Annotated in this window: 17 protein-coding genes; 6 read left to right on the top strand and 11 right to left on the bottom strand. The window is 60.1% G+C overall.

Annotation, left to right across the window (positions count from 1 at the left end; translation table 11 throughout):
- The first annotated feature begins 26 nt into the window (after nucleotides 1–26).
- The 4 genes from AC3IX1_RS00340 to AC3IX1_RS00325 all read left to right on the top strand — a co-directional run bounded on the left by AC3IX1_RS00340 (nucleotide 27) and on the right by AC3IX1_RS00325 (nucleotide 3,622).
- Nucleotides 27–743 carry a PA5502 family lipoprotein gene (locus AC3IX1_RS00340; RefSeq protein ID WP_489386692.1) on the top strand — a complete coding sequence of 239 codons (717 nt, stop codon included), beginning with the start codon at nucleotides 27–29 and terminating at the stop codon, nucleotides 741–743.
- 364 nt (nucleotides 744–1,107) lie between these two features.
- Entirely contained in the window at nucleotides 1,108–2,115 is a 1,008-nt protein-coding gene (locus tag AC3IX1_RS00335) for a methionine ABC transporter ATP-binding protein (protein WP_053152858.1), read from the top strand.
- Entirely contained in the window at nucleotides 2,115–2,789 is a 675-nt protein-coding gene (locus AC3IX1_RS00330) for a methionine ABC transporter permease (protein ID WP_056726718.1), read from the top strand. The genes AC3IX1_RS00335 and AC3IX1_RS00330 overlap by 1 nt, the downstream gene beginning before the upstream one ends.
- Before the next feature lie 62 nt (nucleotides 2,790–2,851).
- Nucleotides 2,852–3,622, top strand: coding sequence for a MetQ/NlpA family ABC transporter substrate-binding protein (locus AC3IX1_RS00325; protein ID WP_489386691.1), 771 nt, complete (start codon nucleotides 2,852–2,854; stop codon nucleotides 3,620–3,622).
- 79 nt (nucleotides 3,623–3,701) lie between these two features.
- Here the strand turns inward: AC3IX1_RS00325 and AC3IX1_RS00320 are convergent, their stop codons facing one another.
- From AC3IX1_RS00320 to AC3IX1_RS00300, 5 genes are read right to left on the bottom strand one after another with little or no spacing between them, the layout of a single operon-like run.
- Nucleotides 3,702–4,337 carry an SCO family protein gene (locus tag AC3IX1_RS00320; RefSeq protein ID WP_489386690.1) on the bottom strand — a complete coding sequence of 212 codons (636 nt, stop codon included), beginning with the start codon at nucleotides 4,335–4,337 and terminating at the stop codon, nucleotides 3,702–3,704.
- The gene (gene cyoE / locus AC3IX1_RS00315) at nucleotides 4,334–5,233 is read right to left on the bottom strand and encodes a heme o synthase (RefSeq protein ID WP_008045805.1); all 900 of its coding nucleotides are present in this window, start codon (nucleotides 5,231–5,233) and stop codon (nucleotides 4,334–4,336) included. Before cyoE ends, AC3IX1_RS00320 begins: the two co-directional genes overlap by 4 nt.
- A complete protein-coding gene (locus AC3IX1_RS00310) occupies nucleotides 5,221–6,291 on the bottom strand; it encodes a COX15/CtaA family protein (protein ID WP_489386689.1) in 1,071 nt (356 codons plus the stop codon). Before AC3IX1_RS00310 ends, cyoE begins: the two co-directional genes overlap by 13 nt.
- A 10-nt stretch (nucleotides 6,292–6,301) precedes the next feature.
- On the bottom strand, nucleotides 6,302–6,895 hold the full coding sequence (locus AC3IX1_RS00305) for a hypothetical protein (RefSeq protein WP_489386688.1): 594 nt from the start codon (nucleotides 6,893–6,895) through the stop codon (nucleotides 6,302–6,304).
- Nucleotides 6,861–7,601: an SURF1 family protein gene (locus AC3IX1_RS00300; protein WP_489386687.1), complete on the bottom strand. Its 741-nt coding sequence runs from the start codon at nucleotides 7,599–7,601 to the stop codon at nucleotides 6,861–6,863. The genes AC3IX1_RS00305 and AC3IX1_RS00300 overlap by 35 nt, the downstream gene beginning before the upstream one ends.
- Before the next feature lie 71 nt (nucleotides 7,602–7,672).
- On the opposite strand from AC3IX1_RS00300, the gene AC3IX1_RS00295 reads away from it, so the two are divergent.
- Nucleotides 7,673–7,876, top strand: a complete 204-nt coding sequence (locus tag AC3IX1_RS00295; RefSeq protein WP_489317805.1) for a twin transmembrane helix small protein — start codon at nucleotides 7,673–7,675, stop codon at nucleotides 7,874–7,876.
- Nucleotides 7,877–7,887: 11 nt separating this feature from the next.
- Here AC3IX1_RS00295 and AC3IX1_RS00290 read toward each other — a convergent pair whose 3' ends face one another.
- The 4 genes from AC3IX1_RS00290 to coxB all read right to left on the bottom strand — a co-directional run bounded on the left by AC3IX1_RS00290 (nucleotide 7,888) and on the right by coxB (nucleotide 12,197).
- Complete coding sequence (locus AC3IX1_RS00290; protein WP_489386686.1) at nucleotides 7,888–8,775, bottom strand: cytochrome c oxidase subunit 3; 888 nt, start codon at nucleotides 8,773–8,775, stop codon at nucleotides 7,888–7,890.
- 25 nt (nucleotides 8,776–8,800) lie between these two features.
- On the bottom strand, nucleotides 8,801–9,352 hold the full coding sequence (locus AC3IX1_RS00285) for a cytochrome c oxidase assembly protein (protein ID WP_489386685.1): 552 nt from the start codon (nucleotides 9,350–9,352) through the stop codon (nucleotides 8,801–8,803).
- A gap of 42 nt (nucleotides 9,353–9,394) precedes the next feature.
- A complete protein-coding gene (gene ctaD, locus AC3IX1_RS00280; RefSeq protein WP_056726727.1) occupies nucleotides 9,395–10,987 on the bottom strand; it encodes a cytochrome c oxidase subunit I in 1,593 nt (530 codons plus the stop codon).
- Nucleotides 10,988–11,069: 82 nt separating this feature from the next.
- The gene (gene coxB, locus AC3IX1_RS00275; protein WP_489386684.1) at nucleotides 11,070–12,197 is read right to left on the bottom strand and encodes a cytochrome c oxidase subunit II; all 1,128 of its coding nucleotides are present in this window, start codon (nucleotides 12,195–12,197) and stop codon (nucleotides 11,070–11,072) included.
- Between the two features lie 369 nt (nucleotides 12,198–12,566).
- Between coxB and AC3IX1_RS00270 the strand changes: the two genes are divergently transcribed.
- Entirely contained in the window at nucleotides 12,567–13,217 is a 651-nt protein-coding gene (locus AC3IX1_RS00270; protein ID WP_489386683.1) for a hypothetical protein, read from the top strand.
- Nucleotides 13,218–13,335: 118 nt separating this feature from the next.
- On the opposite strand, the gene AC3IX1_RS00265 is transcribed toward AC3IX1_RS00270, so the two are convergent.
- Together AC3IX1_RS00265 and AC3IX1_RS00260 are read right to left on the bottom strand one after the other, a co-directional pair.
- Nucleotides 13,336–14,862, bottom strand: a complete 1,527-nt coding sequence (locus AC3IX1_RS00265) for a SulP family inorganic anion transporter (protein WP_489386682.1) — start codon at nucleotides 14,860–14,862, stop codon at nucleotides 13,336–13,338.
- 90 nt (nucleotides 14,863–14,952) lie between these two features.
- On the bottom strand, nucleotides 14,953–15,684 hold the full coding sequence (locus AC3IX1_RS00260; protein WP_008045785.1) for a carbonic anhydrase: 732 nt from the start codon (nucleotides 15,682–15,684) through the stop codon (nucleotides 14,953–14,955).
- Between the last annotated feature and the right edge of the window lie 36 nt (nucleotides 15,685–15,720).

Genomic DNA, 15,720 nt, shown 5'->3' with positions numbered 1-15,720 from the left:
TTTTGCGCAAATAGAGAGTCGCAGGAATGAAGTCGTTCGCCTCCCGTTATCTGCTCCTTGTCGCATTTTCTTTGCTGCTGGGCGCCTGCCAAAGCACGCCACCGGCGGCCACCGAGGCCGCTGATGCACGGGCCACGGCCATCGTGCAGCTGGAACAAAACATCGCCAGCGATGAACTGGCCATCGCCGAAGACCAATTGGCAGCCTTGCAGGCCGAATCGCCCAACGATGCGTCCCTTGAGCAATACCAGCGGCAACTGGCCGAAGCCTATCTGCGCCGCAGCCAGAGCGTGCTGCAAAAGGGTGACGTGGATGCCGCAGCGACCGCCCTGAGCCGTGCCCGCGCGTTGATGCCCAAGGCTCCGGCACTGACCGGCGGAGTCAACGGCTCGATTGCCCAGGCGCGCAAGGCCGAGTTGGAAAAAGCCGAAGCCGCCCTCAAGGCTGCCGAAGCCAAGCCAAAAGCCAAGGTCATCGACCTGACGGCTGAAAGCACCACTGTCGTGCTGAATATCAACGATATGGGCAAACTGCGTCGCCAACTGGATGCCATCGCCGCCGATGTGGTGAATTTTCAATGCGACGTAAGCATTCAGGCTCCACGCACCAACGATTACCCCTGGCTGGCTAACTTGCTGACCAAACGGGTGAAGAAACTCGATCCCGAGTTTGATCTGAAGCTCGAGCGGCAGATTTTGCGCAGTGTTCCGGCGCAGATGGTTCTGAGCCCTCGGAAACCCTGAAAAGCTTCGCGGGCAAGCCCGCCCCCACAATGTCCGAGTTAGCCACAAAGTAAGTGACCAACCCGGAACCCTGTGGGAGCGGGCTTGCCCGCGAAGGCGTCCTATCTGGCAGTAAAGCTCTCAGGCCTGAATCGCCTTGGCCTTCGCCTCTCTATCCCAAACCCGATGCTGCCCACCAGTCGAAGTTGCCTTCGGCCTTGGGCGCGCTTCTTCAGCCGTTCCTTTTTTCTGACCTTTGATCGCGTTATTGCCAAATGACAGGACAATTGCGAAATAAATGCTAAGAACCTCTATACGGACAGGCTAAAATGCGCGCCCGGCTAACCGCTGATCCTTTTCTAACGCGCCCCACAAGGTTCGCTACGTGATCGAGTTTCAAAACGTCCATAAAACCTACCGCGTCGCCGGTAAGGAAATCCCCGCCCTGCATCCGACCAGTCTGACGATTGAGAATGGGCAGGTTTACGGCTTGATCGGTCATTCCGGCGCAGGAAAAAGTACCCTGCTGCGTCTGATCAATCGCCTGGAAAATGCCAGCGGCGGCAAGATCATCGTCGACGGTGAAGAAGTCACCGCACTCGACGCCAACGGCCTGCGCCGCTTCCGTCAGCAAGTCGGGATGATTTTCCAGCACTTCAACCTGCTGGCCTCAAAGACTGTCGCCGACAACGTCGCGCTGCCGCTGACCCTGGCCGGCGAGCTGTCGCGCAGCGAGATCGATTCGCGCGTGGCCGAGTTGCTGGCGCGGGTCGGTTTGTCCGACCACGCGAAAAAGTACCCGGCACAATTGTCCGGCGGTCAAAAGCAGCGTGTCGGCATTGCCCGTGCGTTGGCGACCAAGCCAAAAATCCTGCTGTGCGATGAAGCCACCAGCGCCCTCGACCCGCAAACCACCGCATCGGTCCTGCAATTGCTGGCCGAGATCAACCGCGAGCTGAAACTGACCATCGTGTTGATCACCCACGAGATGGACGTGATCCGTCGGGTCTGCGACCAGGTAGCCGTGATGGACGCCGGCGTGATCGTCGAGCAAGGCTCCGTGGCCGAGGTGTTCCTGCATCCGAAGCACCCGACCACCAAACGCTTCGTGCAAGAAGACGAGCAGATCGACGAAAGCGAACAGCGTGACGACTTCGCTCACGTACCGGGCCGCATCGTGCGTCTGACCTTCCAGGGCGAAGCGACCTACGCGCCTCTGCTGGGCACTGTCGCCCGGGAAACCGGTGTGGACTACAGCATCCTGGCCGGTCGTATCGACCGCATCAAAGACATCCCTTACGGGCAACTGACCCTGGCCGTGACCGGCGGTGACATGGAAGCGGCCTTTGCCCGCTTCACCGCAGCCGACGTCCACATGGAGGTGCTGCGCTAATGGAAGCCCTGACAAGTTTCTTCGCCAATATCGACTGGTTCGAAATCTGGCTGGCCACCGGCGACACGATGCTGATGCTCGGCGGTTCGCTGCTGTTCACCGTGCTGCTCGGCTTGCCCCTGGGCGTGCTGCTGTTCCTGTGCAGCCCGCGCCAGTTGCTGGAAGCCAAAGGCGTCTACGCGATGTTGTCGTTGGTGGTGAACATTCTGCGTTCGCTGCCGTTCATCATCCTGTTGATCGTGATGATCCCGTTCACCGTGTTGATCACCGGCACGTCCCTGGGTGTCGCCGGTGCGATCCCGCCGCTGGTGGTGGGTGCCACGCCGTTCTTCGCCCGCCTGGTGGAAACCGCCCTGCGTGAAGTGGATCGCGGCATCATCGAAGCGACCCAGGCCATGGGCGCGACCACACGACAGATCATCACCAATGCCTTGCTGCCGGAGGCGCGGCCGGGCATCTTCGCGGCGATTACGGTGACAGCCATTACACTGGTGTCCTACACGGCGATGGCCGGTGTCGTGGGCGCCGGTGGCCTGGGTGACCTGGCGATCCGCTTCGGCTACCAGCGTTTCCAGACCGATGTGATGGTGGTGACCGTGGTGTTGCTGCTGGTACTGGTCCAGGTACTGCAAACCGTTGGCGACAAATTGGTTGTGCATTTCTCCCGTAAATAAGACATGAGCCGGCCATTCGCTGGCAGGTGCCGGAAACCGGCGCCACACAAGGAGTTAGCTGAATGAAAAAACTACTCGTGGCCTTCGCGGCCGTTGCGGCATTCTCTGCCCACGCTGAAACCCTGACCGTCGCGGCCACTCCGGTTCCGCACGCCGAGATCCTCGAATTCGTGAAGCCGGCCCTGGCCAAAGAAGGCGTGGACCTGAAGGTCAAGGTCTTCACCGACTACATCCAGCCGAACGTACAGGTCGCGGAAAAGCGCCTGGACGCCAACTTCTTCCAGCACCAGCCGTACCTGGATGAGTTCAACAAGGCCAAGGGCACTCACCTGGTTTCCGTGGCTGGCGTGCACCTGGAGCCTTTGGGCGCATACTCCAGCAAGTACAAAAAACTGGATGAGCTGCCAAGCACCGCCACCGTAGTGATCCCGAATGACGCCACCAACGGCGGCCGTGCGCTGTTGCTGCTGCAAAAGGCCGGCGTGATCCAGTTGAAGGATGCGAACAACATCCTGTCGACCGTCAAGGACATCACCGCAAATCCGAAAAACCTGAAGTTCCGCGAACTGGAAGCCGCCACCATCCCGCGCGTGCTGACCCAGGTCGACCTGGCGCTGATCAACACCAACTACGCGCTGGAAGCCAAGCTCGATCCGGCCAAGGACGCGCTGTTCATCGAAGGCAGCGACTCGCCTTACGTGAACATTCTGGTGGCTCGCCCGGACGACAAGGACAGCGACGCGATGAAGAAACTGGTCGCTGCCCTGCACAGCCCGCAAGTGAAGGCCTTCATTCTCGAGAAGTACAAAGGCGCGGTGGTGCCGGCGTTCTGATTGGCTGAAAGCAACAAAAAAGGGGCGCATCGAATACGCCCCTTTTTTGTGCCCGAAACACAGCCCCCCTGTGGTGCTGTTATTGACGCTTGAGCATCACCGGCAGCTGCGCCACCAGCTTCGCATTATTCAACGGCGCCCGAATAAACCCACGCTGCGTCCCATCCGGCCCAATCACGGCGAGGTTGCCGCTGTGGTCAACGGTGTAGTTGGGCTTGCTGGTGTCCGCAGGAATGAATGGAATGCTCACCGCGTTGGCGATCGTTTGCAGCTCATCGGTCGACGCCGGTGTCAGGCCGATGAACTGCGGGTCGAAGTAGCCCAGGTACTGCTTGAGCTGCTTGGGCGTATCGCGGTTCGGATCGACGCTGACCAGCACGATCTGCAATTTATCCACAGCCTCGGGCGGCAACTCACTCTTGATCTGCCGCAACTGGGCGAGGGTGGTCGGGCAGATGTCCGGGCAGAAGGTGTAGCCGAAGAACAGCAGGCTCCACTTGCCTTTCAATTCATTGATCGCGACCGGCTGGCCGTCCTGGTTGGTCATCGTCACGTCCGGCAGATTACGGCTCTGCGGCAGCAAGATGATGCCGGCGTCGATCAGCGCCGTCGGATCGCCCTGGTTTTTCCCGGACAGCACCTTGTTGACGGTCAGGCCCAGGATCAGTGCGACCAGGGCGACGAGTATGAAGACGGTTTTCTGGGTTCGAGTCATAGGTTCAACAATAGGTAGTGGTCTACGAGCAGGGCGATAAACAGCAGGAACAAGTAGTAAATAGAGTACTTGAACGTGTTGATCGCCGCGTGCGGCCGAGTGCCACGGTACAGCACCACGGCCCATTGCAGAAACCGCGCACCCAGCCCGAGCGCGCAGACCAGGTAGAGCGTGCCGCTCATGTGGATCACATAAGGCATCAGGCTGACGGCAAGCAATGCGAAGGTATAAAGCAGGATGTGAATCTTGGTGTAGTGCTCGCCATGGGTGACCGGCAGCATCGGGATGTCGGCCTTGGCGTATTCCTCCTTGCGATGGATCGCCAGCGCCCAGAAGTGTGGCGGGGTCCAGGCGAAGATGATCAGCACCAGCAACAGCGGTTCGGCGCTGACGTGACCGGTGGCGGCGGTCCAACCAAGCAATGGCGGCGCGGCACCGGCCAGACCACCGATGACGATGTTCTGCGGGGTCGCGCGCTTGAGGAATCCGGTGTAGACCACCGCGTAGCCAAGCAACGAGGCGAGGGTCAGCCACGCAGTCAGCGGGTTGGTGAATGCCAGCAGCATGGCTTGCCCGAGGACCGCCAATACCAGCGCGAACGTCAGCGCGGCGGTCGGCGAAACCCGGCCTTCGGCGAGCGGCCGTTTGTGGGTACGCGCCATCACCGCGTCGATGCGCCGGTCCACCACATGATTGACCGCCGCCGCGCCACCGGCACACAGGGCGATGCCCAGGTTGCCGAAAATCAGCACCGTCCACGGCACCCCGGCGCGGGTCGCGAGGAACATCCCCACCAGTGAAGTGATGAGCATCAGCACCACGACTTTGGGTTTGGTCAGTTCCAGGTAGTCACGCCAGATCGCCTGACTGGGACGTTCGCCGATCAGAATCGCCATGGCATCTCTCCTTTTATTGTTATGGGCCCGGCTGAGTGTTTACGCGGGCTGAAGTGCCAGCGCGCTTGCTTGACCCGGACCAGACTGGTTCGGGCGTGGTAATTGACCAGCACCATGGTCAGCAACAGCGCCGCGCCGCCCGCGTTATGCGCGACGGCCACCGGCAGCGGCAGATGGAACAGCACGTTGCTGATGCCCAGGGTGATTTGTGCGCCAAGGGCGATCAGCACCAGGCCAGCCAGGCGCGTCATGCCGACTGCTTTCAGTTGCCAGGCCAGACCGAGCAATACCAGGGTGACCAGCAACGCACCGATGCGATGGGTCAGGTGAATGGCCGTACGGGCGTCGCTGTCCAGTTGCCCGCCAAGATAGTTCGGACCGATGTGCTGGGTCAGGTGAAAGCCATTGGCGAAGTCCGCCGCTGGCAACCACTGCCCGTGACAGGTCGGGAAGTCGATACAGGCCACCGCGGCATAGTTGGAACTGACCCAGCCACCGAGGGCGATTTGCCCGATCACCAGCAACAGCCCCGCCGTCGCCCAGTGCTGCAAACGTCGTGGCACGGTCAGCGCCGGCAGTACGCCGGACAGGCGCAAGGTCAGCAGAAACAGCAGGCTCAAGGTCGCGAAGCCGCCCAGCAAATGCCCGGTGACCACCTGCGGCCAGAGCTTGAGCGTTACCGTCCACATGCCGAACGCGGCCTGGCCAACAACCACCGCCAACAGAAACAACGGCAGCTTCACCGGCTGCCCGGGATGGCGGCGATGCACCCACGAACGACCGGCCAACACCGCGATCAACAGCCCCAGCGTGCCCGCGAAGTAGCGGTGGACCATCTCGTTCCAGCCCTTGTGGGCCTCGACCGGAGCGTCCGGGAAATGCAATTCGGCATGGGCCAGCTGGGCTTCGCTTTTCGGCACGCTGATGAAGCCGTAGCAGCCCGGCCAGTCCGGGCAGCCGAGGCCGGCGTGGGTCAGGCGGGTGTAGGCGCCGAGCAACACCACAATCAGTGCCAGCAAGGTGGCAAACAACGCGAGGCGAAATCCAGGCTTGGCCATGACGATGCCCTTATCCGATGTTCGACAGTTTCAGCAGGTGGCGCAGATCGTTGAGCAGGTCCTTGCCCTTGACCGACGGGTCGTAGCGCAGCACCAGATTGCCGTGGGGGTCGATGATCCACAGGTGCGGCGCGTCATTGCTCTGAGCGCCTTTTGTGTAGGCAGGCAAGTCCAGTGAATAGCGTTGCAACTGCGGGTACTCGCGTTGAAGTTTAGACTCGTAATCGCTGTTCAGCGTCTGCGCGGCAGCCAACGCATGGCTGGCGCGGGACGCATCGCGGCCCAGGCCGATCTGGATTTGCCGCGCCAGATACACCAGTTGCTGGCAGTCCACCGCGCAATCCTTGGGCGCGGTCACCAGTATCTGCCAACGCTCTTCCTGGGCCTGCACGCCGATGTCCGCGCGGGTCTGGCCGTTGCCGATCAGTTCGCCGTGATAACTGCGGCCCTCGGGCACCCAGAAATTCAGCTTGTACATGCCGGTGGCGAGGATCATCGGACCGATCACCCCGAGCAGGATCAGCAGCAGTTGCATACGGCCCTTGCGCCGGTTCACCGACGGTTTCGCCTCAGACGTGCTGGGTGGATTCATGGCCGCTCCCATGGTGTTTCTCCTTTGCGTTGTGCCAGCCGAGATAGAGATAAAGACCGAACAGGGCGATCGCCATGGCGAACCACTGCACGGCATAAGCGATGTGTTTTTCCGGGCCCGTGGCGACTACCGGCCAGTCGGCCTGATAGGTGGCGGGGCCGGTTTCGGCGCGCAGTTCGTAGGCAAACCCTTCACGGTTCAGTGCTGTCCAGAGTTTGTCTGGCTCAACGGCCGTAATCAGCTTCGGCCATGTCAACGTTGTGGGATCTGCGTGCAATTGGAACGTCGCGCCGGGGGAGACGTAGACCCACGCGTCGAGGCTGACTGCTTCGCCAGGTGTCTTGAATTGCGGTGGTGTGCGGCGCTCCGGCCACGGCAGCCAGCCGCGATTGACCAGCAACCAAAGCCCGGATGCCTGATCGTGAAAGGGTTGCAACAGCTCGACGCCGACCTTGCCGTTGCGTTGACTGTTATCCAGCAGCAGGCTGTGTTCGACATCGAATTGGCCGTACAGGTGAACCCGACGGAAGGCCGGGTCTGGCGTGTGTTGCAATTCGGTGCTGGCCATCGGCTCGGCGGCCCGGCGCTCGGCGTAGGTTTGCAGCAGCGCGCTTTTCTCCGCCCCCCGGCTCAATTGCCAGAACCCCAGGGACACCAGTAACGGCAGCAAAAGGGCCACCACCAGCGTTGGCACGATACCCGGCCGAAAGCGCTTCATGGCATCGCCAGAAAGTCGGTCATCGCGATAGCTATACTCAAGTGCATCGCTTATCCCCCCGGAGTCTCACCATGCTCAAAGCAGCCATCGTCCTGATGCTGATTGCCACGGTTGTCAGCCTGTTCAGCGGCCTGTTTTTTCTGGTCAAGGACGACAGCCGCTCAAACCGCCTCGTCATTGCCTTGAGTGTGCGTGTCACGCTGGCCGCCATTACCCTGGGTCTGATCACCTGGGGCTTTTTCAGCGGCCAGCTGGTTTCCAATGCCCCCTGGTAGCTGTAGCTGCTTTAGAGCACATAGACGAAAACAAACAGCCCGATCCACACCACATCCACGAAGTGCCAGTACCAGGTTGCCGCTTCGAAACCGAACTGGTGCTCGTTGTCGAAGTGCCCGCGCATGATCCGCACCAGCATCACGAACAGGATGATGGTGCCGATGGTCACGTGGGCGCCGTGGAACCCGGTGAGCATGAAGAAGGTCGCGCCGTAGATGCCCGAACCCAGGGTCAGACCCAGTTCACGGTAGGCGTGAATGTACTCTTCGGCCTGGAAGGTGAGGAACGCACCGCCGAGCAATACGGTGAGCGCCAGCCAGAGTTTCAGTGCGCCGCGATGGCCCTTTTTCAAGGCATGGTGGCCGATGGTCACGGTCACGCTGGAACTGACCAGCAACACGGTGTTGAGCAACGGCAGGCCCCACGGGCTGATGACCTCCTTGGGCGGCGGAAACAGTTTCGAGTCGGGGTTGCTCAGCAGCGGCCAGGTGAACTGGAAGTTCGGCCACAGCATGTGCGCCATGCCTTTGGCGCCTTCACCACCGAGCGCCGGCCCGGAGATATGACGGACATAAAACAGCGCGCCAAAAAAGGCGATGAAGAACATCACCTCCGAGAAAATGAACCAGCTCATGCCCCAGCGGAACGAGCGATCCATCTGTGCGCTGTACAAGCCGCCGCGACTTTCCTTGATCACCGTACCGAACCAGCCGAACAGCATGTAGGCCACCAACAGGCCACCGACGAAAAAGATCAGCGGGCCGTGGGATTCCGGACGCGCCGCTTTCAGATCGTTGAACCAGGTGGCCAGGCCAAACACCGTGACGAACATCCCGACCGTGGCGATGATCGGCCATTTGCTCTGGGCCGGAACGTAATAATGTTCATGAGTTGCCATTTATTGTTCTCCTTATCGGGCACGCTCAGCCGCCAGTGTTTACAGCTACCGGTGGATGTCGGGCGGTGATATCGAACAGCGTGTAGGACAGCGTCAGGTGCTTCACATCCTTGGGCATGTCACGGTCAACGATGAAACGTACCGGCATCTCGATCCGCTGACCGGGCTGCAGCACTTGCTGGGTAAAGCAGAAGCATTCGGTCTTGTGGAAGTACGCCGCCGCGGTGCTCGGCGCAATGCTCGGTACGGCCTGGGCACTCATCGGCTTATCGGTGGGGTTGTGAGCGATGAAGATCATCTCGTTCACCGCCCCCGGGTTCGCGGTCAATTCGTCATGCTTGGGGTAAAAGTCCCACGGCATGTAGGCGGTGTTGGTCGACAGAAACTGCACGCGCACCTGGCGCGAGGTGTCGACCGTTTGCTCACCCTCGTACTGCCCGCCAGTTTTGCCATTAATGCCGAAGGCCCTGCACATCACGTCGTAGATCGGCACCAGTGCGAACCCGAACACAAACATTGCCACCACCACGGTCAGCAGGCGCGTGACCAGCTTCTTCATCGAAATCGAGTCAGCCATGACTTCGGACCTCCACAGCGCCCCTTGTGGAAACGAGGGTTTTCATTTCACTTCCGGCGGCGTGGTGAAGGTGTGATATGGCGCCGGTGACGGAATGCTCCACTCCAGACCTTCAGCCCCATCCCACGGCTTTGCCGGTGCCGGCGGGCCGCCGCGAATGGTCTTGATCACGATGAACAGGAAGAAGATCTGCGTGGCACCGAACATGAATGCGCCGATCGACGACACCATGTTGAAGTCGGCGAACTGCAGGTTGTAGTCCGGAATCCGCCGCGGCATGCCCGCCAGTCCCACGAAGTGCATAGGGAAGAAGGCCAGGTTCATGCCGATGAACGACAGCCAGAAATGCAGCTTGCCGAGGGTTTCGTCGTACATGTGGCCGGTCCATTTCGGCATCCAGTAATAGGCCGAGGCGAAGATCCCGAAGATCGCCCCCGGCACCAGCACGTAGTGGAAGTGCGCGACCACGAAGTAGGTGTCCTGGTACTGGAAGTCCGCCGGGGCGATGGCCAGCATCAACCCGGAGAAACCGCCGATGGAGAACAGGATCACGAACGCCACGGCAAACAGCATCGGCGTCTCGAACGTCAGCGAACCCTGCCACATGGTGCTGGCCCAGTTGAACACCTTCACGCCCGTCGGCACCGCAATCAGCAACGTGGCGTACATGAAGAACAGCTCGCCCACCAGCGGAATGCCGACCACGAACATGTGGTGCGCCCAGACGATGAACGACAGGAACGCGATACTCGCCGTGGCGTAGACCATCGAGGTGTAGCCGAACAGTGGCTTGCGCGAAAAGGCCGGAATGATCGAGCTGACGGCACCGAACGCAGGCAGGATCATGATGTACACCTCGGGGTGACCGAAGAACCAGAACACATGCTGGAACAGCACCGGGTCTCCGCCACCGGCGGCACTGAAGAAACTGGTGCCGAAGTGGATGTCCATCAGCATCATCGTCACGCAACCGGCCAGTACCGGCATCACCGCGATCAGCAGGAACGCAGTGATCAGCCAGGTCCAGACGAACAGCGGCATTTTCATCAGCGTCATGCCGGGGGCGCGCAGGTTGAGGATGGTGGCGATCACGTTGATCGCACCCATGATCGAACTGATCCCCATCAAGTGAATGGCGAAGATGAAGAAGGTCACGCTTTCCGGCGCGTAGGTCGTCGACAGCGGCGCGTAGAACGTCCAGCCGAAGTTCGGCCCGCCACCGGGGGTGAACAGGGTCGACACCAGCAGCAGGAACGCCGCCGGCAACAGCCAAAAGCTGAAGTTGTTCATGCGCGGCAGAGCCATGTCCGGCGCGCCGATCATCAGCGGGATCATCCAGTTGGCGAGGCCGACGAAGGCCGGCATCACCGCACCGAAGACCATCACCAGGCCGTGCATGGTGGTCATCTGGTTGAAGAATTCCGGCTGGACGATCTGCAGCCCTGGCTGGAACAGCTCGGCGCGAATCACCATCGCGAACGAACCGCCAAGCAGGAACATGGAGAATGCAAACCACAGGTACAGCGTACCGATATCCTTGTGGTTGGTAGTCAGCACCCAGCGCATCAGGCCTTTGGCGGGGCCGTGGGCGTGGTCGGTGGCGGTATGAACATGTTCATCGATTACAGCAGTCATGTTCTGTCTCCTGCAAACAGATGGGCTGGGCAGGCCGGGGTGCGTAGCCCCGACCGGTTCCTTAGGTGCGCAATAGACCGGGTCATTTGCTTTCCGCCTGTTTCAGCTCCAGCACTTCTTTAGGCGTGACCATGTCGCCCTTGTTGTTGCCCCAGGCGTTACGTTCATAGGTCACGACCGCTGCGATATCGACTTCCGAGAGTTGCTTGCCGAACGCGGCCATGGAAGTGCCAGGCTTGCCGTGGAAGACAATGCTCAGGTGAGCGTCTTTCGGTCCGGTGGCGATTTTCGAGCCCTTGAGTGCCGGGAACATCGGCGGCAGGCCCTGGCCTTCGGCCTGGTGACAGGCCACGCAGGTGGTGTGATAGACCTTGTCGCCGCGTTCCTTGAGCTCCTCGAGCGTCCATTCCTTGCTGGTCAGCTCTTTGAGCTGCGCGGCCTCGGTCTTGCGCTCGGCCAGCCATTTTTCGTAATCGGCCTTTTCCTTGACCTCGACCACGGTCGGCATGAAGCCGTGATCCTTGCCGCACAACTCGGCGCACTGGCCACGGTAGATGCCGGGCTTGTCGACGCGGGTCCAGGCTTCATTGACGAACCCGGGAATCGCATCGCGCTTGACCGCGAAAGCCGGCACCCACCATGAGTGGATCACGTCGGCGGAGGTCACCAGGAAGCGCACTTTGGCGCCGACCGGCAGCACCAATGGCTTGTCGACTTCGAGCAGGTAGTGCTCGCCCTTGGTTTCCTTGTTGTGGATTTGATCCTGAGGGGTGGTCAGGTTGCTGAAGAACTCGACGTCCTGGCCCAGATATTTGTAGTGCCACTTCCACTGATAGCCGGTGATCTGGATATCGATTTCCGGCTCGCTGGCGTCGTACATCTTGATCAGGGTCGCGGTAGCGGGAATCGCCATGGCCACCAGGATCAGGAAGGGCACGATGGTCCAGAGGATTTCGACGGTGGTGCTTTCATGAAATTTGGCGGCCACCTGCCCGGTCGAGCGGCGGTGGAGAATCATCGACCAGAACATGGCACCAAATACGATGATGCCGATCACCACACAGATCCAGAAAATGATCATGTGCAGGTCGAATACTGCGTGACTGATTTCAGTCGCTCCAGGCGCCATATTCACAGTCCAGGCCGCTTGCGCCTGACTGAAAATCGACCACAACAGGAGGCCCATCCAGACATGTGGATGTCGCATCATTGCGGGTTCCCCTTATCGTTCTTGTTATCCCGCCGGCTTTCACCTGCGGCAAGGGAGCGGCTGCATCAGACTACGAACTTGAGCACCGGGCCTTGCTGCATATGCAGTCGGGCGTCATCAGCTAACTCCATTCCACCCCGAGTATAGACAGCGACTCTCACCTCGCAATGCGAAGGCGTAAATGATCTGAAACAGCATTAACTTGCGTTGCAGGGCACGAATGGAGAAGGATGCAGACGAGTGGTGGCAAACCGATATAACGGGGCCGTCTCAAGGATGAAATAATTATGACAAATGCGTCTTAGCATTTTTCGTAAGCCAGCTAAGTTATGTCTTCCCTATTTCATTGCCTTGTTTCCTGGAGTTTTCATGAACACCGCCGCATTGCGCGAGCAGATCCAAAAAGCCCAACAACACGAAGCCGAGACCGGCCTGCTGACGCGTCAGCTGGAAAGTAAATTGCCTCATCTACACCCGGCGATCCAATTGCCGGAGACCGATACAAACGGCGTACTGACGCGATTTGTCGCCGCCTACATCGAAGAAGTGCCCGATCTGCTGGATGCAGCCAATGAAGTCGCCAGGGAAGCGGGCATTGAGTCACAGATCAAACCGGTACTGAAAATCGCCGAGCAGTACTTCCTGCAGCCGCCAGCCATCATGGCCGGCCATGTCGGGCTCGACAGCCTGCTGGATGAGGCCTATCTGGCGCACCGGTTTGTCGAAGAGGTCAACGACCTGTACATCAAGCATTTCGGCCAGCCACTGATCCCCTTGGACATGACTGTCGCCAACCTGATTGCTCACCAATTGATCGGTGAGTCGTTCGCCAACCAACTGGACGAAGTGGTGCATCACGCCATCGACGAGATGCTCAACGACGAAAGCTTCGCACTGGAATCGGTAGAAGCCTACCGCGAGAAGCTCAACAGCCCGGACACCGGCGCCGCGTGGAAACGCTGGCCGTGCATGTCCCGCCGCTTGGGTGTAGGCCTGGAACTGGATCAGCCAGCGGCTTGATCCAGAGTTCAACACAGAACCTGTAGGAGCGAGCCTGCTCGCGATGGGGCCATGTCATTCAACATCAATGTTGACTGATACGCCCCCATCGCGAGCAAGCTCGCTCCCACATTGGACCTCAGCCAGCCGCACCTATGCCCGTGTTGGTACGAACCCTGCCTTCGAGCCTGCGCTTCAATCCCCGCGATTCAATCAACAGCTTCGAACCCTTGGCCGCGTTCGCCCGGCCCCATTCCTCCAGCAACTCCAGACACGAGTGATCGATGTAGCTCAGGTTATTGAGCGGCACATGCACCGTCGCGCCTGGCGGAATGCTACCCAGCACCTGGGTCAGCGCCGGCACTTTGAGGAAGGTAGCCGCGCCTGCCAGGCGCAATTCCATTTCCCCTTCCTGCGGCAGGTCGATCAGGCTGATTTTCAACCGCGAAGCTTTCAGCGCCAGTTTCACCAGCGTCAAACCGAAGCCAATCAACACGCCGGTCAGCAGGTCGGTGAAAACGATGGCGAGTGCGGTTGCCGCATAGGTGAACATCGGCGCCCGACCATACCGGCCCAAACCACGGAAAACCTTGAGATCCACCAGCTTGAAACCGGTGTAAACCAGCACGCCCGCCAGGCTCGCCACCGGAATGCTTTGCAGCACGCTGGACAGCAGCAGTACGAACGCCAACAACCACAGGCCGTGGAAAATGGTCGAAAAGCGCGTGGTTGCTCCGGCCTGAACATTCGCCGAACTGCGTACGATTACGCCGGTCATCGGCAACGCCCCAAGCAGGCCACACAGCATGTTGCCGATACCTTGCGCCGACAATTCCCGGTCGAAGTCCGAGCGCTGACCACTGTGCATGCGATCAACCGCGGCGGCTGAAAGCAAGGTTTCGGCGCTGGCGATGAAGGCCACGGCAAACGCCGCGATCAGCAAGGTCGGATCAGCTAGGTTGAGCAGATCCGCGGGCTTCAGCCAGTCGATGGCCTCCGTCAGGTTGGCCGGAACCTCAACCCGTTTGACCTGCAACGCCAGCACCAGGCTGGCAAGCGTGGCCAGACCGACGCCAAGTAGCGCGCCAGGAACGAAGCGCAGGGATTGCGGACGGAATTTCTCCCACAGCCACATGACAGCGATTGTCGACAAACCGAGCAACCCGGCTTGCCAGCCAAACGAGGGCAACGCCTGAGCCATCGCCGCCGGGAAGGCCGCCAGGTTATCCAGACCCGAGGGTTTGGGCACGGCATCCAGCATCACATGTACTTGAGACAGGATGATCAACACGCCAATCCCGGCCAGCATGCCGTACACCACCGCAGGTGCCGTCACCCGAAACCAGCAGCCCAGCTTCAAACGGCCAGCCACCAGTTGCAACAAACCCGCCAGCAACAAAATCGGCCCGAGCATGGCAATGCCGTGCTGGCGGACCAACTCGAATACCAGAACGGCCAGGCCCGCCGCCGGACCGCTGACTTGCAGCGGCGAGCCGGCCAACCAGCCGACCACCAGACCACCGATGATGCCGGTGATCAGTCCTTTGGCCGGCGGCAGCCCCGAGGCAATCGCAATGCCCATGCACAGGGGCAGGGCGACCAGAAACACAACCACCGAAGCCAGCAGCTCCCGTGGCAGAACAGCTTTGAGTCGAGCAGCACGCATGGTGAGTCTCCCGAAGTTTTCTTCAGGCATGGCAAAGCCAGGCTGCCTGAACGGCAGCCGCGGATGAACCACACAACGATTTAGGAGGGTTTAGAAGCGCGCTTTGGGCGTCGCCACGGGAATTGGCAGGCTGCCATTGAGTGGCAGGAAACAGCCTTGATCGGCGTCGTACGCTTTGATTTCACTGGTTTCGATGTTGTAGACCCAGCCGTGAATAAAAAGCTGACCGTTGGCCATGCGCGAAGCCACCGACGGATGGGTGCGCAGATGCTGCAATTGGGCGATCACATTCTCCTCGGTGAGGATGTGCATGCTTTCGCTTTCGCTAGAGCAGTTGCAGTTCTCCTGCACCATGGTCTTGGCCACTTCGGCATGACGCAGCCAGGCTTTGACCGTGGGCATTTTTTCCAGACTGTCCGGGTTGAGTACCGCGCGCATCGCGCCGCAGTCGGAATGCCCGCAAATGATGATGTGATGCACCCCAAGAGCCAGTACGGCGTACTCGATGGCCGTGGAAACACCGCCGTTCATTTGCCCGTAGGGCGGCACGACGTTGCCGACGTTACGGGTCACGAACAGATCACCGGGGGAACTTTGGGTGATCAACTCGGGAACGATGCGCGAGTCGGCGCAGGCGATGAACATCGCTCGTGGCCGCTGGGCCGTGGCGAGCTTCTTGAAGAGCTCTTCCTGCTGAGGAAAGATCTCATGATGAAAATGCAAAAAGCCGTCAACGATATGCTGCAACGCTGCATCGGCGGTTTCGGCCTCGGGTTGGGCTGAAGCCGACGCAGCCAACGGCTGTTTATCCTTGTCACTCATCAATTCATCCTCATTGGCGGGCTCAGGGAGTCTTCC

This window comes from Pseudomonas sp. KH_046_2 (genome assembly GCF_057838985.1).
This window is presented reverse-complemented; position numbering and strand designations above follow the sequence as displayed.

Coding starts and splice junctions, on each gene's coding strand:
- AC3IX1_RS00340 (WP_489386692.1), top strand. CDS start 27: ATGAAGTCGTTCGCCTCCCGTTATCTGCTCCTTGTCGCATTTTCTTTG.
- AC3IX1_RS00330 (WP_056726718.1), top strand. CDS start 2,115: ATGGAAGCCCTGACAAGTTTCTTCGCCAATATCGACTGGTTCGAAATC.
- AC3IX1_RS00325 (WP_489386691.1), top strand. CDS start 2,852: ATGAAAAAACTACTCGTGGCCTTCGCGGCCGTTGCGGCATTCTCTGCC.
- AC3IX1_RS00320 (WP_489386690.1), bottom strand. CDS start 4,337: ATGACTCGAACCCAGAAAACCGTCTTCATACTCGTCGCCCTGGTCGCA.
- cyoE (WP_008045805.1), bottom strand. CDS start 5,233: ATGGCGATTCTGATCGGCGAACGTCCCAGTCAGGCGATCTGGCGTGAC.
- AC3IX1_RS00310 (WP_489386689.1), bottom strand. CDS start 6,291: ATGGCCAAGCCTGGATTTCGCCTCGCGTTGTTTGCCACCTTGCTGGCA.
- AC3IX1_RS00305 (WP_489386688.1), bottom strand. CDS start 6,895: ATGGGAGCGGCCATGAATCCACCCAGCACGTCTGAGGCGAAACCGTCG.
- AC3IX1_RS00300 (WP_489386687.1), bottom strand. CDS start 7,601: ATGAAGCGCTTTCGGCCGGGTATCGTGCCAACGCTGGTGGTGGCCCTT.
- AC3IX1_RS00295 (WP_489317805.1), top strand. CDS start 7,673: ATGCTCAAAGCAGCCATCGTCCTGATGCTGATTGCCACGGTTGTCAGC.
- AC3IX1_RS00290 (WP_489386686.1), bottom strand. CDS start 8,775: ATGGCAACTCATGAACATTATTACGTTCCGGCCCAGAGCAAATGGCCG.
- AC3IX1_RS00285 (WP_489386685.1), bottom strand. CDS start 9,352: ATGGCTGACTCGATTTCGATGAAGAAGCTGGTCACGCGCCTGCTGACC.
- ctaD (WP_056726727.1), bottom strand. CDS start 10,987: ATGACTGCTGTAATCGATGAACATGTTCATACCGCCACCGACCACGCC.
- coxB (WP_489386684.1), bottom strand. CDS start 12,197: ATGATGCGACATCCACATGTCTGGATGGGCCTCCTGTTGTGGTCGATT.
- AC3IX1_RS00270 (WP_489386683.1), top strand. CDS start 12,567: ATGAACACCGCCGCATTGCGCGAGCAGATCCAAAAAGCCCAACAACAC.
- AC3IX1_RS00265 (WP_489386682.1), bottom strand. CDS start 14,862: ATGCGTGCTGCTCGACTCAAAGCTGTTCTGCCACGGGAGCTGCTGGCT.
- AC3IX1_RS00260 (WP_008045785.1), bottom strand. CDS start 15,684: ATGAGTGACAAGGATAAACAGCCGTTGGCTGCGTCGGCTTCAGCCCAA.